The following is a 23,595-nucleotide window of genomic DNA, read 5'->3' as shown; positions in this document are numbered from 1 at the left end:
ATGGCTAACAGAATAAAGTCGGGTATTAAAAGGCATCGCCAGAGCTTAAAGAGAAGGGATAGGAACACGGCTGTAAAGTCCGACCTCAAGACCCAGTTAAAGAAGTTCAGCACGACGGTTGCCGAGGGCGACGCCGCTGCCGTGGACAACGTTCTCAGGGAAACCGAATCCAAGCTCAAGAAGGCGGCCACCAAGGGCGTAATCCACAAGAAGACCGCTTCGAGAAGGACCGGCAGGCTCGCGAAGAGGGTCTCCAGAGAGCGTGCCGCGGATGTTCCGGCCACCGAAGCGCCGGCCTCCTGAGCCCGCTCAACGCGCTCCGCATAAATCTATAACCATCTTTGTAAGAACGAAGCTTTTGGGCGCGTAGCTCAGCTTGAGCTTCTTATCGTACTCGGACAGCGTCTCCATTATGCGGAGAAGCTCCGCGTATTTGAACTTCTTCAGGTCCTCGCCGAGGTAGTAGAGCTGCCCCGGCGAAATCTTGAGCCGCTTTATCATTTCGTCCCGGGGTGTGCGCTTCTCCGAAAGCTCCTTGGCCCTCCACAAAAGCCTGAACCGCCACGTTACGAGCCCGAGTATCGAAAGCGGCTCCTCCCCGGCGGCTTCGAGGTCTAAAAGCACCCTGTAGGCGGTCTTCCTGTCCTTTCTCGATATGGCGTTTATGAGCTGGTAGATGTCGGCGTGTTTTGTTCTGACAGTCAGGGCGTCCACGTCGGCGGGGGTAATTTTCCTGTCGTCGCCCTTGTAGAGCGCTATCTTTTCGAGCTGGTTCTGGATGTCGCGCATGTCCTCGCCGACGAGCGTGACAAGCGCCTCCGCCGCGGGCCTCGATATCTCGAACCCGAGCACGCGCGCGGCCTCTACGACGGTGCCCGTCGTCCCGCCCTTTTCCATCGAAAAATCGTACTGCGCCGCGTCGCCCTTGGGGAGCTTCGGTTTTTTCCCGCCCGTATAGTCGAGGACGAGGCACGTCGCGGGCGAGGGCGATGCGAAGTACCCTTCGAGCGGCGTCAGCTCCTTCGCCGGGAGCTTTTCGGCGTTCCGGACGACTATGAGCTTCTTTCCCGAGAACATCGGGTACGTGCTCGCGTTGTCGGCTATCTCCTTCCCCGACGCGCTCTCGCCGTAGACGAGCGTGAACCCCATGTCGCCGTCCCCTCCGAAGAGGCTCTTTCTGAGCTCGGCCACGGCCTTCTCGCCGAGATACGTCTGGTCGCCGGTGAATACGACTATCGGCGCGAGCTTCCCCGAGGCGAGGTCACGCGAGAACTCTTCGTATCCTGGTTTTGCTGCAGCTTTTTTCTTCATGGCTCGGGGCTTCCGGGAAGGAGAAAAGATGACTTGAGTATATTCGACCTCCGGGCGCGGCGCAAGGCCGCTGGAAAGCCCGCCGGGATTGTATACAATCAATGCCGTGGACTCCGGATCGAAGCTGACAGTACACTGCGAATGGCATGGGACAGTCCCCTACGCCGACGGCCTTACGCTCCAGGACGAGCGGGCCGGGGCCGTGAGGCGGGGCGGCTCCGTCGGTACGCTCATCCTCCTCGAACACCCGCCCGTCCTCACCGACGGCAGGTTCGGGAAAGGCGGGAATTTCCTCCTGCCCGAGGACGAGATAAGGCGGCGCGGCGTCGGGATACACAGGACGGGCAGGGGAGGGGACGTCACCTTCCACGGCCCGGGCCAGCTCGTTTCCTACCCCATAATAAGGCTCCGGGATTTCGGCCTCGGCGCACGGGCCTACGTCGGCGCGCTCGAAGAGACGATCATGCGGACGCTCGCGGATTACGGCGTGGAAAGCGGGCGCAGGGAAGGCTACCCCGGCGTCTGGACAGGGGGAAGGAAGATAGCGTCCATAGGCGTCGCAGTGCGCGGGGGAGTGACGATGCACGGCTCGGCGCTCAACGTGAACACCGACCTCTCCTACTTTTCACTGATAGTCCCCTGCGGGATTACGGACGTCACCGTGACTTCGATGAAGGAAATGCTCGGGAAAGAGCTCGACGTAAAGGACGTCGCCCGGAGCTTCGCCCGGAACTTCGGGGAGGTCGTAGGGGCAAAAGCCTTATTCTCTTAATTCGTTTCACTGGAAATGACCAGTCCGGAAAAACTTCCCATAACCATGTATTTCTAACATGAAATGTTATAATTACGTACATGCTAATCAAGCGGCGGCTCGAAAAAGAAATGGTGAAGGCTCTCGAACGGAGCCCTTCGGTCGCTCTGACCGGGCCGCGCCAGGTGGGAAAAACCACGCTGGCTCTCAATATAGCCGAAACCGAACCTTCCGTTTATCTCGATCTCGAAAACCCCCTCGATCTTGAGAAAGTCCGGGACATTGCCGTTTTTCATGCCGCGAACAGGGACAAGCTGATTATTCTCGACGAGGTGCAGCGTCTGCCCGAAATCTTCCCTCGGGTCCGGGGCATTATCGACAGAGAGCGCCGGAAGGGAAGGAAAACGGGACAGTTTCTTTTTCTTGGCTCGGCTTCTCTATCGCTTCTGCAGCAGTCGGGCGAGTCGCTCGCGGGGCGAATCGCCTATCTCGAGCTTTTTCCTGTAGATGTACTCGAGCTCACTGATACTGAAACCGGGGGTGTAAACACTCTGTGGCTCAGAGGCGGATTTCCTGAAAGTCTTCTCGCCGCTTCCGATCACGACAGCCTTGCGTGGCGGCGCGATTTCATCAGAACATACCTGGAGCGCGACATTCCGCAGCTGGGTCCCAGGATACCGGCCGAGACGCTGCAGAGGTTGTGGACGATGCTAGCGCACAACCAGGGCGCGCCGGTAAACGCCGCACAGCTTGCCAGGAGCCTTGGGGTTTCCGGAACGACCATAGCACGCTATCTAGATTTGATGGTCGATCTTCTCCTGGTAAGACGGCTCCAGCCATGGACTTTCAACGAGGGGAAGCGCCTGATCCGCTCTCCCAAGGTTTACGTCAGGGACAGCGGCATAACTCACGCACTCCTCAATATTACGAATTACAACGATCTCCTCGGACATCCGGTCGCAGGCGGCAGCTGGGAAGGGTTTGTGCTGGAGAATATCCTTTCGGTAGCTTTTCCCGGGGCGCGTTCGTACTATTACCGCACGCCGGGCGGGGCCGAAATAGACCTGGTGCTGGAATTCGGCATGAGAGACAGGTGGGCGATCGAAATAAAACGGAGCTCGGTACCGTCTTTGTCGAGGGGGTTTCATATAGGCTGCGAAGACGTTAAAGCTTCAAGGAGATATGTCGTGTATTCGGGCCCGGATACATTTTCAATGGAGAGCGGCGTAATTGCAGTTTCCTTGGCCGACCTGATGCGGGAGATCGCCAAACAGGGGAAATAGGAACGATGTTTTCCCCGGGGGCTGAAACTCTCCCCTCCGCTTGGCGCTGTTTCTGCGAGGGAGTGCTTTCCGCGACCGCGGCAATCTTCTTGTAGAGTCTGAACCCCGCTCTCAACCGCAGATCGTTACTCGACCATGCATTTCCAACATGAAATGTTAATTTCGCATGGTTGGACAATTCGGTCAAAACACATCTGTATATGTGGGCATATGTGGGCTCGAGGAAAGAAACCCCTCCGGCTCCATATGCCCGGCCGGAGGGAGGATTGTTTTTAAGCGGGTGCTCCCCGGTTACCTTACGAGCTCGAATGCGTTGAAGAAGTATCCGATCTCGAATGCGGCCGATTCGGGCGAGTCCGAGCCGTGGACGGTGTTCTCCTCGATGTTGGTGGCGAAGTCCTTCCTTATGGTTCCGGGCTCGGCCTGCTCGGGGTTGGTCGCCCCCATGATCTCCCTGTTCTTCGCTATGGCGTTTTCACCTTCGAGCACCATGAGCACCACGGGGCCCCTCGACATGAAATCCGTGAGCGAGCCGTAAAACGGCCTCTCCTTGTGGACTATGTAAAACCCCTCGGCCTCCTTTTTCGAAAGGTGAACCATCTTGAGGGCGGCTATTTTGAGCCCGTTCTTCTCGAACCTTGCGATGATCTCGCCAATTACGTTCTTTTCGACTCCGTCCGGCTTTATTATAGATAACGTGCGTTCCAATTTATGCCTCCGGCGATTTTTTGCCATTAATTTTTTCCGTAAATTACGTTTTGTCAAATATTCCGGCCACTTCAGGCGTCTCACCCGCGTAAAATACGGAGCGGAGCGATTTACCCCAAATACTTGAATAAATAGCGCGATTTAGGGTAAAATCATTACTGGTGGCGTGCGGTAATGGATTAGAGTGCACGATGGAGGGGATTTTGGCCGCGCTGCCTGTTCGATATACCGCTGATTTTTTATAGCTTTTAGTCTCCTTAAGGAAGATGATGAGACCACCTTTCAGGCGGAAAGACCTTGATAACACTGGATAAATGGAGATACGAGAGGATCGTATCCGAGCTCATTGACGGTAAGGACATAAGAATAATAGCGGAGCGGTTCTCGAGGGACAGGGTATTTTATTTCCACGTCCTCCGCGATATTTCCAGCGGCGAGCGCTCACCGAATTTCAAGCTTCTAAGGAAAATCGCCGAGAAGAGAAGGGTCAGCACCGATTTCATAATCGAGCAGGCCCGGCTCGTCGTCAACTACACGATCCCCAACTACCAGTCCGACGCACCGGATTATTATAAAACCCTCGGCGTGGACCGCGAAGCCGGCGACGAAGAGATCAGGCGGAACTGGATCGAGCTCATGAAGTCGAACCACCCCGACCTTGCAGGGGCAGAAGCTTCCGAAAAAGCGAAGCTCATAAACGAAGCCTACGGTGTCCTCGGCAACCAGGAAAAGCGCGAGGCGTACGACCGCAAATTCCTCCCGCCCGTGCCCGTTCTGGTGCCCACGTTCGACCTCCAGAAGAATGTTTACATAGGCGCGCCGATTGTCGTCGTGATACTCATAGCCCTCATATACGCGGCGGGCTCGGGGCTCATATTCAAATCGCAGGAAGAAAAGGAGCAGATGGCGAGGGTGATAGAGCAGCCCTCTCTCCCGAACCACGTCTACAGGGGCGATACGCTGGCCGAGCGCGCCGAAAAGCTCGAACAGTCCGTAAAGATCGAGGAGGAAGTGATTGACTACGACCTGCTGTCCTCCGGCGAAGAGATGGACAAACGAGTCCCGCTTGCAGCAGCCGAAAAGAACCTCCCGGAAGCCGCGCCTGAAAAACCCGCCGAAAAGAACGCCGAAGCCCGGCCCGAATCCGAAGAGGCGGAGCCGGCGGGCGAGATAATCGCCGCCGCTCCCGGGGCCGGCAATCCCGCACAGGGCGAGGCGATGGTCCCGATCGTAAACCTCCCGGAATCGAGGGTATCTCCCGAAATAGTCGGGGGAATCGCGGTCGCGGAAGCTACCGACGCCCCGGCGCCTACGGAAATCCCGCACAGGGCCGAGCCTGAAAGCCGGGCGGAAATAGCGGACGCCGAAAAGAAAGAGACAGCCCCGGCGGAAGAAGTGAAGGTCGCCGAGGCTACGGACGCACCTGCGCCCACCGAAATCCCTCGCCGCGCCGTCGAGCCCGAAAAGCCCGCCGAGCTGGCCGCCGCGCCGGAGCCCGAAAAGGCCCCGGAAAAACAGGCGGAGGCCAAACCCAGGCTCGAAGATGGCAAGTACTACACCGTATCGAGCGGCGATTCTCTCTGGACGATAGCCAGGAAGTTCGACACGACTACGGACAAGATCAAGAGGCTTAACAACCTCGACGAAAGCAAGATTAACATCGGCGACAGGCTGGTGGTATCCGGCGAGCCCCCGCCCGTGACGGCGAAAGCGAAAGCACCCGAAACCGCTGCGGTGAAGGCCGGGCCCGTAAAATCCACGCCTGCAAAGGAAATAAAAACGGCAGCCCGGCAGGCCGAGCCTGTAACGCCGCAGGTCAAGGGTGCGCCGGCCGACGTTTTCGATCCGGGGCCCTCGACTACCGCCATAGCGCACGGTACGAGCGTCATGCGCCGGCCCGAGCCGGTCCCGGCGGGTCCCGACAAGAGCACGCTCTACGGGTTCGTAACGGAATACATCACCGCCTACAGGGGCAAGGACCTCCCGAGGCTGAAGACGCTCTTTTCATCGGGCGCGGTAGAGAACGGGGTCGATTTCGCCACCGTTATGAAGAAGTATGACTCCAGCTTCAGCTCGATCGACATCCTCAACTACGACGTCAAGGTCAAAAGGGCGCTGGTTCAGAACGATTTCGGTTTCGTAAGGGGCGACTTTTTCGTAACCTACAAGGACGCGCGCACGGGTGCGCTCAAGAGCTCGAAGGGCAACATCAACTGGAAGCTCGCCTGGAAGGACGCAAGCTGGAAAATAATCGAGCTGAATTACAGGATAGAAACTTCGGGCGGCGCCGACGGGTGACGTAATCCCTCGGGCCGGCTTCCGGGCGGCCTTGCCGCTCCGGCGTCGATTAACCGGCCGGAATCACAATTTGCTTTTAAACGTGATAAATGGACTGTATTCTTTTCCCTTCGAAAAGAAATCCGACAGGAACACTTTAAGCCGTAAAGCCGCGTATAATTTCCCCGTACGTCTTATAAGGAGATATGATGGCTCAGAATAAAAAGGACAAAAAAGACGATTCCAAGGCCGGCCCGTTTCGCCGGGCGTGGAACTGGTGGAAGAAGATCGCCAGGAAAATCGGCGACTTCAACGCAAGGGTTATTCTCACGCTGTTCTATCTCGTCCCGCTCCTTCCGTTCGCTCTCGCCGTGAAGGCGTTCACAGACCCGCTTCAGATGAAGAAAAAGACGCCCCACGGCTGGCATGTAAAAGAGGAGAAGGAAGGCACTACACCCCTAGAAAGGGCGCAGAAGCAGTTCTGACGCCAACGCCGGGCCCACGCCCGGTATTTATTCCCGGAGGCCGGAATATATTATGAACATATTAGGTATATCCTGTTATTTTCACGACGCCGCTGCAGCCCTTCTGAAAGACGGCGTGCTCGTCGCGGCTGCGGAGGAAGAGCGCTTCACGCGCATAAAGCACGACTTCGAATTCCCCGAGATGGCCATAGAGTTCTGCCTCGAAACGGGCGGCATAGAGGCCGACGACGTCGACTACGTCATGTTCTTCGAAAAGCCGTTTGTAAAGTTCGAACGGCTCCTTCTCTGCACGATGCAGACGTTCCCCCGCTCTATGAAGCTCTTCCGCGAGGCGATGGTAACGTGGCTCGGCGACAAGCTCTGGGTAAAGCATCTCCTCCTCAATAAGCTCGGCATCCCGCCCGAGAAGATTCTCTTCAGCGAGCACCACCTGTCGCACGCGGCGAGCGCGTTCTTCTGCTCGCCCTACGAAGAGGCCGCTATTCTCACGGTGGACGGCGTCGGCGAATGGACCACGGCGGCGCTCGGCGTCGGCAAGGGGACGGACCTCAAGCTCATAAAGGAAATAAGGTTCCCGCACTCGCTCGGCCTCCTTTACAGCGCATTCACGGCCTTTCTCGGGTTCGAGGTGAACGAGGGCGAATATAAAGTCATGGGCATGGCCCCCTTCGGAAGGCCGCTCTACGTAGACAAGGTCTACGAGCTCATCCGCGTCGACGACGACGGCGGCTTCGAGCTCGACATGGACTATTTCTCGTTCCACTATTCCTCCGAAAAAACCTTCAACAAGAAATTCGAAAAGCTCTTCGGCACGCCGCGCGACCCGAAGGCGCACTTCTTCACCCCCGGGAGCGGCTACCCGTCGTACTTCGGCGAAAAGCCCGCCAACTTCGAGGAGGTCGGAAAACAAAACCAGTACTACGCCGACATCGCCGCGAGCATACAGGTCGTCGTCGAGGAGATAATGGTCAAGATGGCCAACTACGCCTACAGGGAAACGGGCATGAAGAACCTCTGCATGGCGGGCGGCGTCGCACTCAACAGCGTAGCCAACAGGAAGGTCCTGGCCCAGACGCCCTTCGACGAGATTTATATCCAGCCCGCCGCGGGCGACGGCGGCGCGGCCGTGGGCGCTGCGCTCTACGGATACCACACGCTCCTCGGCAACCCCCGCAAGTTCGTCATGGAGCACGCCTACTGGGGGCAGGAGCACTCCGCCGCCGACACAGAGGAATTTTTAAAGGAGAACAACATCCCCTACGAGCGCATCGAGGACGACGAAAAGCTCATAGAGCGCGTAGCGTCTCTTCTTGCCGACGGGAAGGTCGTCGGCTGGCACCAGGGCCGCTTCGAGTGGGGCCCGCGCGCCCTCGGCAACAGGAGCATCCTCGCCAACCCCGGAAGGCACGACATGAAGGACATCGTCAACGTGAAGATAAAATTCAGGGAGCCCTTCCGCCCCTTCGCGCCGTCCGTCCTCGAGGAAAGGGCGCACGAGTACTTCGACCTCGAACACCCGGAAAAGCACTACCCGGCCCGCTTCATGCTCTACGTGACGAACGTCTACGAGGACAAGCGCGACAAGCTCCCGGCGATAACGCACGTGGACGGCACCGGCAGGCTCCAGACTGTAAAGAAGGAGCTCAACCCTAAATACTACAGGCTTATAGAGGCCGTCGGCGACGCGACGGGAACGCCGGTCGTCCTGAACACGTCCTTTAACCTAAAGGGCGAGCCCATAGTGAACACGCCGGCCGAGGCCTACAGCTCCTTCAGCAAGAGCGGCATGGACGCGCTGGTGCTGGGGAACTACCTCGTCGTGAAGAAGGACTCCGAGCAGGAGCAGTGACTGCCCTTCGCGGATAAGGTTGCCGCAGCGTTTCGATTCCCTCTCCCGCACTTGGAGAGAGGGCAAGTTGAGGGGGCGACCCTCAGCTCGTCTTTGCGAGGGAGCGCCTTCTGTGACCGCGGCAATCTTCTTTAATCCATCATCCTGAACCATGTCCCGGACTCGATCGGGATCTATTCGATATCTGTCTTTTTCTTTCTTCTTCTCCTGGTGTGTAGTTCCTATGTCGATGGAAATCCCGAATCGTTCGGGTTTTACGGAAGACCTTTTTATGATAATGTCAACCGAATATAACTAATAATGTAAATTGCGCTGAAGATTATTTCCCTGGAGGCTGAGATGAAAAGTGTTAAGTTCTTGCTCACCATTCTGTTTTTACTTTTTGCCCTCGCCTGCGACGACGGCAACAATTCGGGACCGACTCCTACCCCTACGCCGACGCTGAGCCCCACGCCCACGCCGACCCCGGTGCCGACGCCTCCCCCGGATTGTATAGAGCTCAGGGACGAGCCGGATGCATTAATGGATTTCGAGGATTGCCCAACCGAGGGACTTGCACAGTTCTGTAACGTATATGGATGCAATTTCTACGAAAGCGAGATTCATACGAGCCCACCTGTATTCCATGGATTCGTATTCTTTTCGGACTGCGAAGTAATTGACTGTTTTAACATAGAATGCGAATTCCTCGGCACCGGGATCGAACCGCCGGCTTTCGGAATACTGACAATCGAGGAGATTCTTGGAAATAGTAATATCTCCGGTATTTCGTCCCTCGACACCGGCGAATTTTCTTACGAATGCAGCCCGATTATAGCTGACTGAGCCGTGTATTAAGCTTTTCATTCCCTCTCCCCTTGCAGGAGAGGGATAAAGGGTGAGGGGGTACCGCTATTCTGTCTTTGCAAGGGAGCGCCTCGCACGGCCACGGCAACCTTGCTGACCACGCCCGCAGGAATTCGAAGTAGCAGCGCATTGCTACCGCCACCTATCGCGCTTCATATACGTAGAACCTGCGAATTAGCCACGTCGAAAATCACACTACGTGCGGTGGCCGACAATCGAAGTAGCAATACCGTTGCTATTACCACCCGCCGCGCTTCATGTACGTAGAACCTTCGAATTCGCTACGTCGAAAATCACACATACGTGTGTGTCATTTTCGAGCGAATGCCAGAAATCTCTTTTCCAGCCCCTCCCGGCCTCGAATCCTACCTTCAGAAACTTCCTATACCCCTTTCCCGATTTACATGTATACTGTTACAAAATCTCACACGGGGATGAAAATATGTCCTTTTTGAAAGGCCTTACGAACAGGATGGGTATCGCGGGCGAGCTGCTCCAGTTCTTCATACAGAACAAGTGGTGGTGGATCACCCCCATGCTCCTCATCCTGCTTCTGTTCGGGCTGCTGATAGTTTTCGCGCAGAGCTCAGCCGTAGCTCCGTTCATATACACCCTTTTTTAATCGAGTGTGCGGCCGGGCTTCGGATAAGGATAATCCGGCGCAATACGGAAAAATTCCGCCCGAAGCAGCCGTACAGGCCCGGCTCGCCCGGCGTCCGGGACGGGAGGAGGCGCTTTCCCCGAGGCCGCATCTTTCGGACGCTTTTGACCTTTCCGAAATATCACATAAACTCATTAGCCAAAAATCCGCCTTCAGGGGGGATTTCAGCTACAGCCAAGGAGGTTTTTATTTTAATGGAGAGATTTATAATTCCCCACGACCACGAAATAACCAAGGAAGACAGGCGAAACCTTAACGGCCACGGCTCCGTCATACTGTGGTTCACCGGGCTTCCGAGCTCGGGCAAATCGACGCTTGCGAACGAAATCGAAAAGAAGCTCATATCCACCGGCGCAAGGACGTTCATACTCGACGGCGATAACGTAAGAATGGGGCTCTGCAAGGACCTCGGCTTCTCCGAAGAGGACAGGGCCGAGAACATCCGCCGCATCGGCGAGGTGTCCAAGCTCTTCGTTCACGCCGGCATGATAGTGCTTTCGGCTTTCGTCTCCCCCTACAGGCGCGACAGGGACGCCGTAAGGGCGCTCGTCGAGGACGGCGAGTTCGTCGAGGTATACGTAGACGCGCCGCTCGAAGTGTGCGAGGGCAGGGACGTAAAAGGACTTTACAAGAAGGCGCGCGAGGGCGTCATAAAGGGCTTTACAGGCATCGACGATCCCTACGAGGCCCCTCTCAATCCCGAGATAACGATAAAGACGGCCGAGACCGGCCTCGACGAGGGCGCCGAAATCGTTATATCCTATCTCAGGGACAAGAACGTGCTCAAGGGCTGATTCCGAAACGCTGAAGAGCCCCTGGCACTGGAATAAAACGTATGGGCAAAAGGATACTTGTGACGGGAGGGGCCGGTTTCATCGGCTCCCACCTCTGCGACAGGCTCGTCTCCGAGGGCAACGAGGTCATCTGCGTCGATAATTTCTTCACGGGCCGGAAGGACAACATCAAGCACCTCCTGCCGAACCCCGCGTTCGAGGTCATACGCCACGACATCTGCTTCCCTCTCTACGTCGAGGTGGACGAGATATACAACCTCGCCTGTCCCGCGTCGCCCGTCCACTACCAGTACGACCCTGTGCAGACGACCAAGGTCAACGTCTCGGGCTCGATAAACATGCTCGGGCTCGCCAAGCGCCTCCGGATAAAGATTTTCCAGGCCTCGACGAGCGAGGTCTACGGCGATCCGGCCGTCCACCCGCAGCCCGAATGGTACTGGGGCAACGTGAACCCCATAGGCCCCCGCGCATGCTACGACGAGGGCAAGCGCTGCGCCGAGACGCTCTTTTTCGATTACCACCGCCAGCACAGGCTCGACGTCAAGGTCCTCAGGATATTCAACACCTACGGGCCGCGCATGCTCGCCAACGACGGCAGGGTGGTCAGCAACATCATCGTGCAGGCCCTCCGCGGCGAGGACGTCACGATCTACGGCGACGGCTCGCAGACGCGCTCGTTCTGCTACGTGGACGATACCGTCGAGGCCATTATAAGGATGATGGCGACGGAAAACGGGTTCACCGGGCCTGTCAACGCCGGCAACCCGGACGAAGTAACAATAAGACGGCTCGCCGAAAAGATAGTGGAGCTCACGGGCTCACGGTCGAAGATCGTCTCCTGCGATCTTCCTCACGACGACCCCAAGCGGAGAAAACCCGACATCACGCTGGCAATGGACAGGCTCGGCTGGAGGCCGACCCTCGGACTCGACGAGGGGCTCGGCCGAACGATAGATTATTTCAGGGAATCTCTCGGCGCGGAGTAGCCTTTCCGCCCGGCTCCGTTATATTATTAGAGAAGCTTCAAAGCCCGTGTTTACAGTGCAGGAGCGTAAAAATTGCTCTTGACTTTGCTTCGCCGAATGTATTATCATTTAAATACCAGTGTTAGGGCCATAGACCAGCTAAATGTCTGAGATTACAACGAAAAATAAATCTAAAGATACTCGAATATCGACCCTCCTGAGAGAAATCGCCGAAAAGGCCAAAAACGCTTCGCAAAAGCTCGCAAGAACAAGCACAAAATCACGTAATGCAGCCCTTCTGGGGATGGCCCGGGGGCTCGTGGACAACGCCCCCTACATACTCGAAGAAAACGCCCGGGACCTTGCCGACGCCGAGGCGAAACATCTCTCGCTCGCCATGACGGACAGGCTAAGGCTCGACGATGCGCGTATCGAAAAGATAGCGCTGGGCCTGAAAGAAGTCGCTGCGCTTCCCGACCCGGTCGGCGAGGTCGTCCGCATGTGGCGCCGCCCGAACGGGCTCCAGGTCGGGCGCATGCGCATTCCCCTCGGTGTAATCGCCATAATCTACGAATCGCGGCCCAACGTCACGGCCGACGCCGCCGGGCTCTGCGTAAAATCGGGCAACGCCGTCATACTTCGCGGCGGCTCCGAAACCATCCGCACCAATATCGCGATAGGCGGGGTCCTCAGGCGCGCGGCCCGCGAGGCCGGCATTCCCGAGGACTCCGTACAGATCATCCCCGTAACCGACCGCGACGCGGTTTTGGAAATGCTCGGGCTCGAAGAGTACATCGACCTCGTCATCCCCAGGGGAGGCGAGGGGCTCATAAGATTCGTCGCGGAGAATTCCAGAATACCGGTGCTCAAGCACTATAAAGGCGTCTGCCACATATTCGTGGACGCAAGCGCCGACGAGGACATGGCCGAAAGCATATGCCTCAACGCCAAGGTCTCCCGCCCGGGCGTATGCAACGCCCTCGAAACCCTCCTGGTTCACGAAAGCATAGCGCCGGGTTTTCTGCCGCGGATGGCCCGTGCGTACGAGGCGGCGGGGGTCGAGCTCAGGGGATGCGCGGCGACCAAGGCGATAGTACCGGGGGTAAAGGAAGCGACAGAGGCCGACTGGTACGAGGAATACCTCGATCTCATCCTCAGCGTCAAAGTCGTCTCCGGCCTCGAAGAAGCCATAGCTCACATCGAAAAATACGGCTCAATGCACACCGAATCGATAATCACCCAGGATTACGGCAACGCGCGCGCGTTCGTCGACGGCGTCAATTCCTCCGCCGTCATGGTCAACGCATCCACGCGTTTCGCGGACGGGTTCGAGCTCGGTTTAGGCGCCGAGATAGGCATCAGCACGTCCCGCCTTCACGCATTCGGACCAATGGGCCTCGAGGAGCTGACCACGACCAAGTTCATTGTATTCGGCGAAGGTCAGGTCAGAGAGTAGTACCCATCTTAATAGAGGAGGATGGCAAGATGCGACAGGCAAGATTAAAGAGTAAATCCCTTACTGTGTCCGATCTCCCGAAATCGAGGGTAGGTTCCATTTCCAAGAAGAAGGACAAGGGCGCGGAAAAGTTCGAGGACTCGGCTGCGTTCGAGGCCTACACCGAAGAAGCGGACTCCTCGCAGCAGGAAGAATTCCTGCTCGAGCTCGACGAAAAAGTCCTGGCCGACATATCCGAGGCCGAGATGGAGCTTAAGGACGAAGATTCCGAAGAGGACGATTCGGGCGAAGAGGGCGGAAAACAGTTCACTCCCGACGAGGAATTCAGGCTCCTCCAGGTTTACTTCAAGGAAATGGGCATGGAGCCGCTCCTCACCCCGAAGGAAGAGATAGAGGTCTCGGCCAAGATAAAACGCTGCGAGGCGAGGGCGGCCGAGGTGAAAACCGTGCTCGACGTTCTCTTCCAGAAGAAGCTCGAAAAGACGCTCGGCCGGAGCGTCCGGAACGCCGAGGGCATTAAAGCCGGCAGGGCCGCGGGCGACCCCAAGGCCGTCAAGAACCTCCGTCTTCGCGTGCGGAAGCTCGACGGCGACACGGCGAGGAAGAGCATAAAACGCTCGACGACGCTTTCCAAGGCCTATCTCCTTCGCGCGAGGCGGTTTAAAGAAAGGTTCATAAAGGCGAACCTCCGGCTCGTCGTAAGCATAACCAAGCGCTACATGAGCCGCGGGCTCCCGCTCCCCGACCTTATCCAGGAAGGCAACGTCGGCCTCATGCGCGCCGTCGAAAGATTCGATCACACGAAAGGCTACAAGTTCTCGACGTACGCCTCGTGGTGGATCCACCAGGCCATCTCGCGCTCGCTCCTCGACCAGACGAGGACCATACGCGTTCCCGTCTACGTGCTGGAGCAGGCGACCAAGGTGCACAGGGTAAGCTCCGCCATGAATAAAGAGATGGGCCGGAAGCCCCTCCCCGAAGAAATTTCCCGCAAAACGGGTATCTCGGTCGAGGGCGTAAAGCGCGTGCTCGAAGCCACGAAAGAGGTCGTCCAGCTCGACTCGCCCGTTCTCGACGGCGAGAAATCGACGCTCCTCGACTTCATCCCCGACGACGTAACCGGCACCCCGGACTACGCCGTCGCCAAGGCGACCCTCACCACCAAGATAAAGGACGCCCTCTCGACGCTCACGCCGAGGGAGGAGCAGATTCTAAAGATGAGGTTCGGGATAGGGTTCGAGGCGACGTTTACTCTCGACGAGATAGGCAAGCACTTCAGGCTCACGAGGGAGCGCATAAGGCAGATCGAAAAGCGCGCGCTCGAAAAGCTCGAAGGCTCGGACGTGGGGGCGATACTTAAAAGCTTTATCGAGTAGAGCGAATGCTGCTCGGACTCACGCTCAGGAACTTTACCATCATCGACGACATATCCGTCTCGTTCGGCCCCGGTCTCAACATTATCACCGGCGAAACGGGGGCGGGTAAGTCCGTCATCATAGACGCGCTCGGCATAATACTCGGCGGGAAGGCCTCGGCCGGGGACATCAAGACGGGGAAGGACGAGGCCCACCTCGAAGCCCTTTTCGAAATTCCGTCCGCGAGCGAAACCGCCGCCGTGCTCGAGGCCGCCGGCGTTGACGTATCCGGGGGCGAGCTCCTCGTAAAGCGCATCATTCCCCGCAGGGGCAGGCCGCGCTCGTTTATCAACGGCGGCATCGCGACGCTCCGCATGGTCGAGGACGCTGCCTCGGGGCTGGTGGACATATTCGGCCAGCACGAGCACCAGGTGCTCCTTAAAGAAGAGAACCACCTCCGGGTCGTGGACGAGGCCGGGGGACTCGCCGATCTCGCGGCGGGCGTAAAAGAGCTCTACCGCAAGTACAGGTCTCTCGAATCCGGGATCGCGAAGCTCTCGGAAGACGAGAAAACCCTCGCGCAGCGCGAAGACTTCCTAAGGTTCCAGTGCGCCGAGATTGACGACGCGCTCCTCCGTGAAGGCGAGGACGACGAGCTCGAAGAGGAGAAGAAAAGGCTCCTCAACTCCGAACGGCTTTTGTCGGCGGCGGAGGGGGCCTACGGCAAAATCTACGAGAGCGAGGGTTCGATACTGGGCGCTCTGGCCAGGATATCGTCCGACCTCGGCGACGCTTCGCGTATAGACCCGTCCCTCTCGGCCCCGGCCGAGGCGGTCGAGAACGCGGTCATACAGCTCGAAGACGCCGCCGCCGGTCTCCGGGACTACGTCTCGGGCCTCGAATTCCCCGAGGGGCGGCTCGAAGTCGTCGAGGACAGGCTCCAGGAGATCGGCACGCTCAAGAGAAAGTACGGCGACACGATAGAAGATATACTCGGGAAAAGGCGGGAGCTCGGGGCCGAGCTCGGGCGGACGGCCAACTTCGAGGAAGAGCTCTCACGGCTCCGGGCCGAGTCGGCGTCCGTCAAAAAGGAGCTCGACGAGCTGGCGCGGGATCTCTCCGCCAGGCGAAAGGAGGCGGCCTCGGGGCTCGTGAAGACGGTCGAAAAGGAGCTCAGGGAGGTCGGCATAAAGAGCGCACGATTCTCGATGCCGTTTGCGGAAAAACCGGTCTCCGAGGACGGCGCCGATTCGGCGGCGTTCATGTTCTCGGCCAACCCGGACGAGGATTTAAAGCCGCTCGTAAAAGTGGCCTCGGGGGGAGAGCTGTCGCGCATAATGCTCGTCCTCCGCGAAGCCGCTTCGAAGTCGGGCGGCGGCTCGGTCGTGATATTCGACGAGGCCGACTCGGGCGTGGGCGGCGCGGTCGCCGAGACGGTCGGCAAAAAAATACACGCCCTCTCGCGGCGCACCCAGGTGATATGCATAACGCACCTCCCCCAGGTCGCCAAGTTCGCCGACTCGCACCTTGCCGTCGCGAAGTCCGTCGAGGGCGGAAAGACGAAGGTCGTCATACAGGCGCTGGGCCGCGAGGAGCGCGTGAAGGAGCTCGCCCGTATGATAGGCGGCGTCAACATCACGCAGAAAACCCTCGACGCCGCGCACGAAATGCTGGGCGGATAACCGCTGCGCCGCACTTATAACTCGCAGGCCCGATATAATAATCTGACATACGGGACACACCTGAAAGACGATGATAGAAGCTTATCTCACACCCCATAACCTCGCGGTATTCGGCGCCGGCCTCGTGCTCGGCGCGCTCGCCGTCGTGATAATAAACCTCTCCGCGAAGGGGAGGGCGAGGAAGATAGCCGAGGAAATATTCAACGAGTCGGAAACCCGGAAGCTGGAAGAGCTCGACCGCATCATCGACGGCATACGCGATTCGTTCGGGGCCCTCTCGCACGAGGCGCTTTCGCGTAACTCGGAGCAGTTCATGAGGCTCGCCGGCGAGTCGCTGTCGAAGCAGGCCGAGCTCGGCGGAAAGGAGCTCGAAAACAAGAAAGGCATGATAGACCAGACCCTCGCCGTCATACGGCAGGAGCTCGAAAGAACGCAAACGAGGATAATCGCCTTCGAAAAGGACAGGGAACAGAAGTACGGCGAGCTCGCGAGCCAGCTAGGGATAGCGGCCGAAAGGACGGCCGAGCTCCAGGCGACGACGAGCCGGCTCCGCGAGGCGCTGGCCAACACGAAGCGCCGCGGCCAGTGGGGCGAGCGCATGGCCGAGGACATACTCGCCTTTATCGGGTTCAAGGAAGGGGTCAACTACCACAGGCAGAAAATGCTCGCCGCCTCGTCGGCCATACCGGATTACACCTTCATCCTCCCCGACGGGCTCAAGGTGAACATGGACGTGAAATTCCCGCTCGACAATTACGTCAAATTCCTCGAGGCCGAATCCGACGCCGAAAAGTCGGCCCTTAAATCCCAATTTATAAAAGACGTCCGGGCGCGCGTCCGCGACGTCACCCGCCGCGAATACATCAATCCCGAGGACAACACGATAGACTACGTCATAGTCTTCATCCCGAACGAGCAGATATACTCGTTCGTCCAGGAGCACGACGCCCTCATACTGGACGAGGCACTCCGGTCGAAGGTCATACTATGCTCGCCGATAACCCTCTACGCCGTCCTCGCCGTCATCAGGCAGTCGGTCGACAACTTCAACCTCAAGCGCACGACGGGCGACATACTGTCGCTATACAACGAATTCGGGAAGCAGTGGCGGGCATACGTCGAGTGCTACGAGAAGCTCGGGAAGAAGATCGCCGACGTGCAGAGCGAATACGATAATCTCAAGGGCACCCGGACCAACATGGTAGAAAGACCGCTCAGGAAAATAGAGGCCCTAAGGGAAAGCCAGGGTATTTCAGGGGAGGAGCCACCGGCGCGGCACGTGCTGAAACCCGGCGACGAATAGCGGCGCTCGATTCGCGCGGGCGGATCGAATAGAGCTCCGCCTTCGGCCACGGGTTCACACCCGGTCGTAACGGAAGCTTCGGCCCTTTCCGGCATTTTTCAGAACTCGCAGAAAACGACCGCCGAGATGACGGTCGTCCAGAGCCCGCTCTTGTCGCCGACGGCCGTCTGGGTCGTGTTCGTCGTCTTGACGATGTGGCCGCTGATCTCCCAGGTGTCCTTCTGCTCGTCGTAGCTCTTGTCCGGATCGAACGCGGCGCCGAGAGTCGTCGCGAGCATGTACGCCGCGAGGTCTTCGGCGTACTCGCCGGCTATCGTGTCGTTCTGCCCGTAGCTATGATGCTCGGATATGTAGCCGTGGCGGGATGTGTCTTTCGGCAGGGCGATGCCTGTCGCCGCGGCGATGAGCCTGTTCGGCTCGTTTGTCGCGTTCTCGCTTATAACGACGTGCACGATCTGCCCCGGGAAAAGATTCTTGAGCCCCTTCGAGCGCGGCACGAGCGTGCAATGCGGGGGGAATATGCTGGATACCCTCACCAAATTGAATTCTGCAATTTTAGCGTTTCTCAAAGCCATCTCGAAGCTCGTGAGCTTTTCCTTATGTTTTCCAACGCCCTTCGTGATAAAAGCCTGTTTAGGTAGAAGCAATGACATTCCCTCCGTAAAATTTAAGCGTGGCTCCTGAAATAAAAGCAGAATTTTCTACTATAAAACCCCCCTTGTCAACATTCTATACCGGCCCTTAATTCGGGCGGTTCGTATGTGGTGGATATTGTTGCACATATGTGCCGTTTTTTGTGCACTTGCGGTAAATAGCGGGCGGTACGATCGGGGACTTTCGATGTAAGGCCTTGAAATCATGTAACTCATGATTAGATTCAATACTGGCATGAAAATTGCTTATAATCTCCGATAGAGATGATTGGCAAAAAATCAAACTGAGAGGTGAAGACATGGATATACGAGTAGCACCGTGCACGATCACACCGTCCTGCGATTGTTCACCCGAGGTTTATGGATTCGACAAGGAAGCACACATGGAGTCGGTTCACGCGCCGGTCACTTACTGGGGCGTTTTCCTGAACGACACGCGTGTCTCGGCCGCTTCGAGCAGGGAGCTTGCCGAGAAGACGAAGGAGTGGATGGAGAACTGGCTTTCTGACAACCAATACTGATACCAACCAACACCATACCTCTAAAGCCGTGTTCGTACGTCGAAAGACGCACGGGCGCGGCTTTTTTTATCCGGGAGGCGGGCTTGTCGCTCCGAATGCCCTTGCTCGCCGCGGCTGAGGACGCTTCGCACAGGCATCGGAATTCCATTATTACGAACGGGGCAGGCAGCCGCGGCCGATACCTCCCCGAACATTCTCTTTCTTTTCTTTGGCTTCATCGGCCTTTGGGAGTATATTAATTCCTGAAGCCGCCCGGCCCCGGGCGGCCGGGAGTATAGTCACGATGAAAGCCGCAGTCACCGGAGGGACGGGGTTTATCGGCGGGAGGCTGGTCGAAGAGCTCGTCTCGCGCGGGCACGACGTCACATGCCTCGTCCGCGACACGAGCAATGTCGCGACGCTAAAGGAGCTCGGAGTAAGGCTCGTGCACGGCGACCTCGGCGACCCCGACAGCCTCGTGCGCCTGCCCGGGGGCGCGGACGTCGTCTTCCACGTGGCAGCCATGGTTTCCGACTGGGGCCCCAGGGAAGACTTCTTCAAGTACAACGTCGAAGCGACGAGGACGCTCCTCGAGGCATCCTCCGCCTCCGGCGTAAAGCGGTTCGTCCACATGAGCTCCTCGACTGTCGTGTGGCAGTCCGACTTCTGGAGCGTCCACGACCTCGTCGACATAGACGAGACCTTCCCCTACAGGGACAGGTATAACGACAGCTACAACGCCTCGAAGGCCGAGGCCGAGAGGCTCGTGATAGCGTACAACGGCGCGTCGGGCCTCGAAACGGCCGTCATAAGGCCGTCCAACGTTTGGGGCGCGGGCGATACCGTCATACTCCCGCGCGTCGCGGGGGCGGCGAAAAAGGGGATACTCCATCCCATGGGGAGCGGCAAGCGAACAGTCACACCGTGCCACGTAAACAACCTCGCGCGGGCGATGATACTCGCCGCCGAAAGCCCCTCGGCCCCCGGCAACATCTACTTCATAAACGACGGTGTGAAAATCGGCTACATGGAGTTCCTGACGAAGCAGCTCCGCGCGTCGGGCCTCGAATGGAAGCCCGGATTCTCGATCCCGTACAAGCTCGCGTACTCTGTCGCGGCAGTGATGGAGGCCCTGTTCAGGCTCGCGGGCTCGAAGAAGCCGCCCGTGCTTACGCGCTTCGCCGTCGCCGCACTCGCCGGGAGCCGGAGCTATTCGATAGACAAGGCCAGGCGCGAGCTCGGCTACGAGCCGTCCGTCCCTCTCGACGAGGGCATGGCGAAGCTCGCCGACTGGGTAAAGCTCCTCGGGGGCACGGACGAGCTCCTTAAATTCTGAAGCGCGGTTTTTCTCCCGTCGTTCCAGGCGTAAAAACATCTACTGCCCGGCGCCGGGGGCAAATTGAAACATTCCCTTATATAATGTAGCTTTCTTTCCGCTCATGGCTCAGCCGCTAACCAACGAAGCATGGATCGAGGCCCGGGGGCTCACGAAATCCTTCGGCACGTTCGAGGCGCTCCGGGGTATAGACCTCGCGATAGGGAAGGGGGAGTTCTTCACCCTCTTCGGCCCGAACGGCGCGGGAAAGACGACGTTTATTAAGCTCCTCTCGACGTTGACGAAGCCCACGACCGGCTCGCTCACGATAGCGGGACACGATTCCGGGAAGGAGGCCGACGAGATACGGCGGATCACTGGGGTCATCTCGCACGACCCCTATCTTTACGAGAACCTCTCCGCCCTCGAAAACATAAAATTCTTCGGCGCTCTCTACGGCGTCGCGGACCTCGACACCCGGGCGAAGGAGGTCGTAACGGCCGTCGGGCTCGGGAAGCGGATGCACGACCTCGTCCGGAACTTCAGCCGGGGGATGAAGCAGCGCCTCGCCGTCGCCAGGGCCACGGTGCACGAGCCGTCTATTCTCCTCCTCGACGAGCCCTACACCGGGCTCGACCAGCACGGCGCGAAGGCGTTCGGCGAGATGCTGGCGGCGCTCAAGTCACGCAGCAGGACGGTGCTCATGACGACCCATAATATAGACGAAGGTCTTGGCATGAGCGACAGGGTCGGCATAATCGCCGGGGGCAAACTGGTCTATCACGGGGCATCGGGAGACCTCGACGGGGACAGTTTTAAAGAGCTCTATATAGAGAGTGTCGAAAATTTATAAGATGCGAGCTGAACCACAATACTTTAAATATTATCTGGAAGATATTCTCAATATAAACAGGTGGATAAAAGCCATAAGTAGAAAACAGCTTGAAACGATAATTTAAGTTTTAGGGGTTTCAGGGGCTACCAAGAATAGCGCCTGGAAAGCCGAGAATATTGATAATATCAAACATTAGATATGCATAATAGCATACTGGTATTATTATGATAATATGATATATGTCACTGCTTTGGGTCTCCTGAAGCGAATTATCGTGTTTGAAAATTGTCACGGGTGACGTAAAGCGTCCGAAGGACTGACGCAAAGGGTGGAAAAAGGAATTGTATGCTGGATAAAATCTGGGCGATAGTAAAGAAGGACCTGATAACCGAGATGAGGACGAAGGAGCTCTTCACGTCCATGCTCACGTTCTCGATCCTCGTCGTCGTGATATTCAGCTTCGCCTTCGCTTTCTCGACCGGGCTCATAAGGCTCGCCGCCCCGGCCATGCTCTGGATAACGTTCACCTTCGCCGGCGTTCTCGGCCTCTCCCGCTCGTTTGCGCTGGAGAAGGAAGGCAACGCCGTCCTCGGCCTCCTCCTCACGCCGACCGACCGTAGCCTTATATATTTCGGCAAGCTCATAAGCGGGACGATATTCGTGTTCGTCGTCGGGATGATAATCGTCCCCATGTTCGTCATATTCTTTAACCTCGATTTCGTCGCCACCGTCCTGCCTCTCATCCCCGTCGTGCTCCTCGGCTCGCTCGGCTACGTCGCCGTCGGGACGCTCTTCTCCGCGATGGCGGTAAACACGCGGCTAAGGGAAGTCCTCCTCCCGATACTCCTCTTCCCTATAATCATCCCGCTCATCGTGAGCGCGGTTAAGCTCTCGTCGCTCGTCCTCGAAGGAAAGCCTCTCTCGGACGGCTATTCCGCTTTACAACTCCTCATCGCATTCGATATAATCTTTGTTGCCGCGTGCGCGGTCGTGTTCGAATACGTCATAGAGGAATCCTGAAAATATGAGACGCGCCCTGACAGTCATAACGTTCCTGCTGCTTGCCGCCGCCACGTGGATGGCGCTCGTTTACGCCCCGACCGAGCCGCTCATGGGCCACGTGCAAAGGCTCTTTTACTTCCACATGGGGACGGTATGGGTCGCGACAGTCGCGTTCATAATCGTCTTCGTCGCGAGCATCATGTATCTATGGAAGCAGACGCGCCGGTGGGACATACTCGCATACTGCTCGGCCGAGATAGGGGTGCTCTTCCTCACGATAACGATAATCACGGGGGCCATCTGGGCGAAGCCCATATGGGGCACGTGGTGGACGTGGGACCCGCAGCTCACGACGACGTTCATACTCTGGATTCTCTACATCGTCTACCTCATACTCCGCTCGTCGGCGGGGACCAACACCAGGAGGGCCAAGTTCGCGGCCGTCTTCGGCATAATCGCGTTTATCGACCTCCCGCTCGTGTATCTGTCGGTGCGGGTCATGCGCGGAATATCCCCGGTCGTCTTCGGGCCGGGAGGGGGCGGCATAGAGCCCGGGATGATGCACGCGCTTCTCGTGAACCTCGCCGCGTGCTCGCTGCTTTTTATCGTGCTCCTTCTCGAAAGAATGGATCTCGAAAGAATGGGCGACGTGCTGGCGCGCCTCCGGACGAGGGAAGGCTGATCCCCGCGCGCTTCGCCTGGCCGCGCGCCTTCCGCCCGCGTAAGACAGGACCCGAATCACAGAACGCGGAGACGCGGCCCAACGGAGAAAAATCTATATGCCGACCGGCGGAGAAGCCGACATACTTTTCTACTACGCAGCGATTGCAGTAGCTGCCGGCCTCGTCGAATGCTTCTTCGGCTACAGGATCTTCCGGTTCATTCTCGGCGTCGCCGGGTTCGTCGCGGCGGCCGTGTTCTTCGGGAGCCTCGGCTACGAGCTCTCCGGCGGGAGCGAGCCCGTCTCGATAATCGCGGGCCTCGCGGGCGGCGTCCTCGGGGCGTGCCTCTTTTACTACCTCTACATTATCGGCGTCTTTTTTCTGGGGGCTATTCTCGGCTTCACGATCGCTATGTACGTCTTCAGCCTAATTAACGTGGAAGTAATCCCCGCCGTCCTCTACGGCGCGGCCATAATCTCGGGCGCGCTCGCCGCAGTCTTCCAGAAGCCGATGCTCATAATCGCGACGGCGTTCGGCGGCTCGTTCGCGGCCGTCACGGGCGGCGCATACCTCATATACAGGAACTTCTATCCGCTCGACCCCGGCTTTTTGGGGAACCTCGGCGAGGACCAGCTCTACAGGATGGCGATGATATGGTTCGCCCTCGGGGTGTTCGGCCTCGTGGTGCAGCTCATGACCCTTCCCCGGAAGAACGGCCCCGCGGCGTCTTCGGGGGGATACGAGCCCGAACCTTCGGAGCCTGACGAAGACGACGACCCTTCCGAAAACAAGGCCCACGCCGATGACTGGCCGGGCCGGGCTTAACCCTCAGCCCTCCGGAAAAAAGTCCCCCCAGGCACTACATTAAATTGGTTCTATCAACTAATTGTAGATTGGTAAAC

Annotated in this window: 23 protein-coding genes; 20 read left to right on the top strand and 3 right to left on the bottom strand. The window is 58.0% G+C overall.

The window, feature by feature from the left end:
* Entirely contained in the window at positions 1–303 is a 303-nt protein-coding gene (gene rpsT / locus PKC29_09665) for a 30S ribosomal protein S20 (GenBank protein HML95682.1), read from the top strand.
* A gap of 6 nt (positions 304–309) precedes the next feature.
* Here the strand turns inward: rpsT and holA are convergent, their stop codons facing one another.
* Positions 310–1,311: a DNA polymerase III subunit delta gene (holA, locus tag PKC29_09660; GenBank protein ID HML95681.1), complete on the bottom strand. Its 1,002-nt coding sequence runs from the start codon at positions 1,309–1,311 to the stop codon at positions 310–312.
* 88 nt (positions 1,312–1,399) lie between these two features.
* On the opposite strand from holA, the gene lipB reads away from it, so the two are divergent.
* Together lipB and PKC29_09650 are read left to right on the top strand one after the other, a co-directional pair.
* Complete coding sequence (gene lipB / locus PKC29_09655; GenBank protein ID HML95680.1) at positions 1,400–2,083, top strand: lipoyl(octanoyl) transferase LipB; 684 nt, start codon at positions 1,400–1,402, stop codon at positions 2,081–2,083.
* Positions 2,084–2,163: 80 nt separating this feature from the next.
* Positions 2,164–3,345 carry an ATP-binding protein gene (locus tag PKC29_09650; GenBank protein ID HML95679.1) on the top strand — a complete coding sequence of 394 codons (1,182 nt, stop codon included), beginning with the start codon at positions 2,164–2,166 and terminating at the stop codon, positions 3,343–3,345.
* A gap of 291 nt (positions 3,346–3,636) precedes the next feature.
* On the opposite strand, the gene ndk is transcribed toward PKC29_09650, so the two are convergent.
* On the bottom strand, positions 3,637–4,053 hold the full coding sequence (gene ndk, locus PKC29_09645) for a nucleoside-diphosphate kinase (protein ID HML95678.1): 417 nt from the start codon (positions 4,051–4,053) through the stop codon (positions 3,637–3,639).
* Between the two features lie 297 nt (positions 4,054–4,350).
* Here ndk and PKC29_09640 point away from each other — a divergent pair, with 297 nt between their 5' ends.
* The 11 genes from PKC29_09640 (at position 4,351) to PKC29_09590 (ending at position 17,726) form a co-directional block, all read left to right on the top strand.
* Positions 4,351–6,351 (top strand): DnaJ domain-containing protein, encoded by a 2,001-nt coding sequence (locus PKC29_09640; GenBank protein HML95677.1) that lies wholly within the window; start codon positions 4,351–4,353, stop codon positions 6,349–6,351.
* A gap of 188 nt (positions 6,352–6,539) precedes the next feature.
* The gene (locus tag PKC29_09635; protein ID HML95676.1) at positions 6,540–6,815 is read left to right on the top strand and encodes a hypothetical protein; all 276 of its coding nucleotides are present in this window, start codon (positions 6,540–6,542) and stop codon (positions 6,813–6,815) included.
* 52 nt (positions 6,816–6,867) lie between these two features.
* The gene (locus PKC29_09630) at positions 6,868–8,664 is read left to right on the top strand and encodes a carbamoyltransferase (protein HML95675.1); all 1,797 of its coding nucleotides are present in this window, start codon (positions 6,868–6,870) and stop codon (positions 8,662–8,664) included.
* A gap of 339 nt (positions 8,665–9,003) precedes the next feature.
* The gene (locus tag PKC29_09625) at positions 9,004–9,489 is read left to right on the top strand and encodes a hypothetical protein (GenBank protein ID HML95674.1); all 486 of its coding nucleotides are present in this window, start codon (positions 9,004–9,006) and stop codon (positions 9,487–9,489) included.
* 463 nt (positions 9,490–9,952) lie between these two features.
* Positions 9,953–10,132 carry a DUF5989 family protein gene (locus PKC29_09620; protein ID HML95673.1) on the top strand — a complete coding sequence of 60 codons (180 nt, stop codon included), beginning with the start codon at positions 9,953–9,955 and terminating at the stop codon, positions 10,130–10,132.
* Positions 10,133–10,365: 233 nt separating this feature from the next.
* Complete coding sequence (gene cysC / locus PKC29_09615) at positions 10,366–10,965, top strand: adenylyl-sulfate kinase (GenBank protein HML95672.1); 600 nt, start codon at positions 10,366–10,368, stop codon at positions 10,963–10,965.
* A 41-nt stretch (positions 10,966–11,006) separates the two neighbouring features.
* The gene (locus PKC29_09610; GenBank protein ID HML95671.1) at positions 11,007–11,951 is read left to right on the top strand and encodes an SDR family oxidoreductase; all 945 of its coding nucleotides are present in this window, start codon (positions 11,007–11,009) and stop codon (positions 11,949–11,951) included.
* Between the two features lie 142 nt (positions 11,952–12,093).
* Positions 12,094–13,386, top strand: a complete 1,293-nt coding sequence (locus PKC29_09605; GenBank protein ID HML95670.1) for a glutamate-5-semialdehyde dehydrogenase — start codon at positions 12,094–12,096, stop codon at positions 13,384–13,386.
* Positions 13,387–13,415: 29 nt separating this feature from the next.
* Positions 13,416–14,762 (top strand): sigma-70 family RNA polymerase sigma factor, encoded by a 1,347-nt coding sequence (locus PKC29_09600; protein ID HML95669.1) that lies wholly within the window; start codon positions 13,416–13,418, stop codon positions 14,760–14,762.
* A 5-nt stretch (positions 14,763–14,767) separates the two neighbouring features.
* Positions 14,768–16,423 (top strand): DNA repair protein RecN, encoded by a 1,656-nt coding sequence (gene recN, locus PKC29_09595; protein HML95668.1) that lies wholly within the window; start codon positions 14,768–14,770, stop codon positions 16,421–16,423.
* 70 nt (positions 16,424–16,493) lie between these two features.
* Positions 16,494–17,726, top strand: a complete 1,233-nt coding sequence (locus PKC29_09590; protein HML95667.1) for a DNA recombination protein RmuC — start codon at positions 16,494–16,496, stop codon at positions 17,724–17,726.
* A gap of 98 nt (positions 17,727–17,824) precedes the next feature.
* On the opposite strand, the gene PKC29_09585 is transcribed toward PKC29_09590, so the two are convergent.
* A complete protein-coding gene (locus tag PKC29_09585) occupies positions 17,825–18,373 on the bottom strand; it encodes an arginine decarboxylase, pyruvoyl-dependent (GenBank protein HML95666.1) in 549 nt (182 codons plus the stop codon).
* Positions 18,374–18,678: 305 nt separating this feature from the next.
* On the opposite strand from PKC29_09585, the gene PKC29_09580 reads away from it, so the two are divergent.
* The 6 genes from PKC29_09580 (at position 18,679) to PKC29_09555 (ending at position 23,518) form a co-directional block, all read left to right on the top strand.
* Positions 18,679–18,900 (top strand): hypothetical protein, encoded by a 222-nt coding sequence (locus tag PKC29_09580; protein ID HML95665.1) that lies wholly within the window; start codon positions 18,679–18,681, stop codon positions 18,898–18,900.
* A gap of 283 nt (positions 18,901–19,183) precedes the next feature.
* A complete protein-coding gene (locus PKC29_09575; protein ID HML95664.1) occupies positions 19,184–20,215 on the top strand; it encodes an NAD-dependent epimerase/dehydratase family protein in 1,032 nt (343 codons plus the stop codon).
* 103 nt (positions 20,216–20,318) lie between these two features.
* On the top strand, positions 20,319–21,047 hold the full coding sequence (locus PKC29_09570) for an ABC transporter ATP-binding protein (protein ID HML95663.1): 729 nt from the start codon (positions 20,319–20,321) through the stop codon (positions 21,045–21,047).
* A 327-nt stretch (positions 21,048–21,374) separates the two neighbouring features.
* Entirely contained in the window at positions 21,375–22,049 is a 675-nt protein-coding gene (locus PKC29_09565; protein ID HML95662.1) for a heme exporter protein CcmB, read from the top strand.
* A gap of 4 nt (positions 22,050–22,053) precedes the next feature.
* A complete protein-coding gene (gene ccsA / locus PKC29_09560) occupies positions 22,054–22,713 on the top strand; it encodes a cytochrome c biogenesis protein CcsA (protein HML95661.1) in 660 nt (219 codons plus the stop codon).
* Positions 22,714–22,810: 97 nt separating this feature from the next.
* The gene (locus PKC29_09555; protein ID HML95660.1) at positions 22,811–23,518 is read left to right on the top strand and encodes a TMEM198/TM7SF3 family protein; all 708 of its coding nucleotides are present in this window, start codon (positions 22,811–22,813) and stop codon (positions 23,516–23,518) included.
* The last annotated feature ends 77 nt before the right edge of the window (positions 23,519–23,595 follow it).

It is taken from the genome of Thermodesulfobacteriota bacterium, assembly GCA_035325995.1.
In the GTDB taxonomy this organism is placed as follows: Bacteria; Desulfobacterota_D; UBA1144; order Nemesobacterales; family UBA2774; genus JADLGH01.
The sequence above is the reverse complement of the archived record's forward strand: the minus strand, read 5'-3'. Positions and strand labels throughout refer to the sequence as shown.

What these genes read in the sequence shown, in the direction of transcription:
- rpsT (HML95682.1), top strand. Translation starts at nt 1, where the DNA reads ATGGCTAACAGAATAAAGTCGGGTATTAAAAGGCATCGCCAGAGCTTA.
- holA (HML95681.1), bottom strand. Translation starts at nt 1,311, where the DNA reads ATGAAGAAAAAAGCTGCAGCAAAACCAGGATACGAAGAGTTCTCGCGT.
- PKC29_09650 (HML95679.1), top strand. Translation starts at nt 2,164, where the DNA reads ATGCTAATCAAGCGGCGGCTCGAAAAAGAAATGGTGAAGGCTCTCGAA.
- PKC29_09635 (HML95676.1), top strand. Translation starts at nt 6,540, where the DNA reads ATGGCTCAGAATAAAAAGGACAAAAAAGACGATTCCAAGGCCGGCCCG.
- PKC29_09630 (HML95675.1), top strand. Translation starts at nt 6,868, where the DNA reads ATGAACATATTAGGTATATCCTGTTATTTTCACGACGCCGCTGCAGCC.
- PKC29_09625 (HML95674.1), top strand. Translation starts at nt 9,004, where the DNA reads ATGAAAAGTGTTAAGTTCTTGCTCACCATTCTGTTTTTACTTTTTGCC.
- PKC29_09620 (HML95673.1), top strand. Translation starts at nt 9,953, where the DNA reads ATGTCCTTTTTGAAAGGCCTTACGAACAGGATGGGTATCGCGGGCGAG.
- cysC (HML95672.1), top strand. Translation starts at nt 10,366, where the DNA reads ATGGAGAGATTTATAATTCCCCACGACCACGAAATAACCAAGGAAGAC.
- PKC29_09610 (HML95671.1), top strand. Translation starts at nt 11,007, where the DNA reads ATGGGCAAAAGGATACTTGTGACGGGAGGGGCCGGTTTCATCGGCTCC.
- PKC29_09605 (HML95670.1), top strand. Translation starts at nt 12,094, where the DNA reads ATGTCTGAGATTACAACGAAAAATAAATCTAAAGATACTCGAATATCG.
- PKC29_09600 (HML95669.1), top strand. Translation starts at nt 13,416, where the DNA reads ATGCGACAGGCAAGATTAAAGAGTAAATCCCTTACTGTGTCCGATCTC.
- recN (HML95668.1), top strand. Translation starts at nt 14,768, where the DNA reads ATGCTGCTCGGACTCACGCTCAGGAACTTTACCATCATCGACGACATA.
- PKC29_09590 (HML95667.1), top strand. Translation starts at nt 16,494, where the DNA reads ATGATAGAAGCTTATCTCACACCCCATAACCTCGCGGTATTCGGCGCC.
- PKC29_09580 (HML95665.1), top strand. Translation starts at nt 18,679, where the DNA reads ATGGATATACGAGTAGCACCGTGCACGATCACACCGTCCTGCGATTGT.
- PKC29_09575 (HML95664.1), top strand. Translation starts at nt 19,184, where the DNA reads ATGAAAGCCGCAGTCACCGGAGGGACGGGGTTTATCGGCGGGAGGCTG.
- PKC29_09570 (HML95663.1), top strand. Translation starts at nt 20,319, where the DNA reads ATGGCTCAGCCGCTAACCAACGAAGCATGGATCGAGGCCCGGGGGCTC.
- PKC29_09565 (HML95662.1), top strand. Translation starts at nt 21,375, where the DNA reads ATGCTGGATAAAATCTGGGCGATAGTAAAGAAGGACCTGATAACCGAG.
- ccsA (HML95661.1), top strand. Translation starts at nt 22,054, where the DNA reads ATGAGACGCGCCCTGACAGTCATAACGTTCCTGCTGCTTGCCGCCGCC.
- PKC29_09555 (HML95660.1), top strand. Translation starts at nt 22,811, where the DNA reads ATGCCGACCGGCGGAGAAGCCGACATACTTTTCTACTACGCAGCGATT.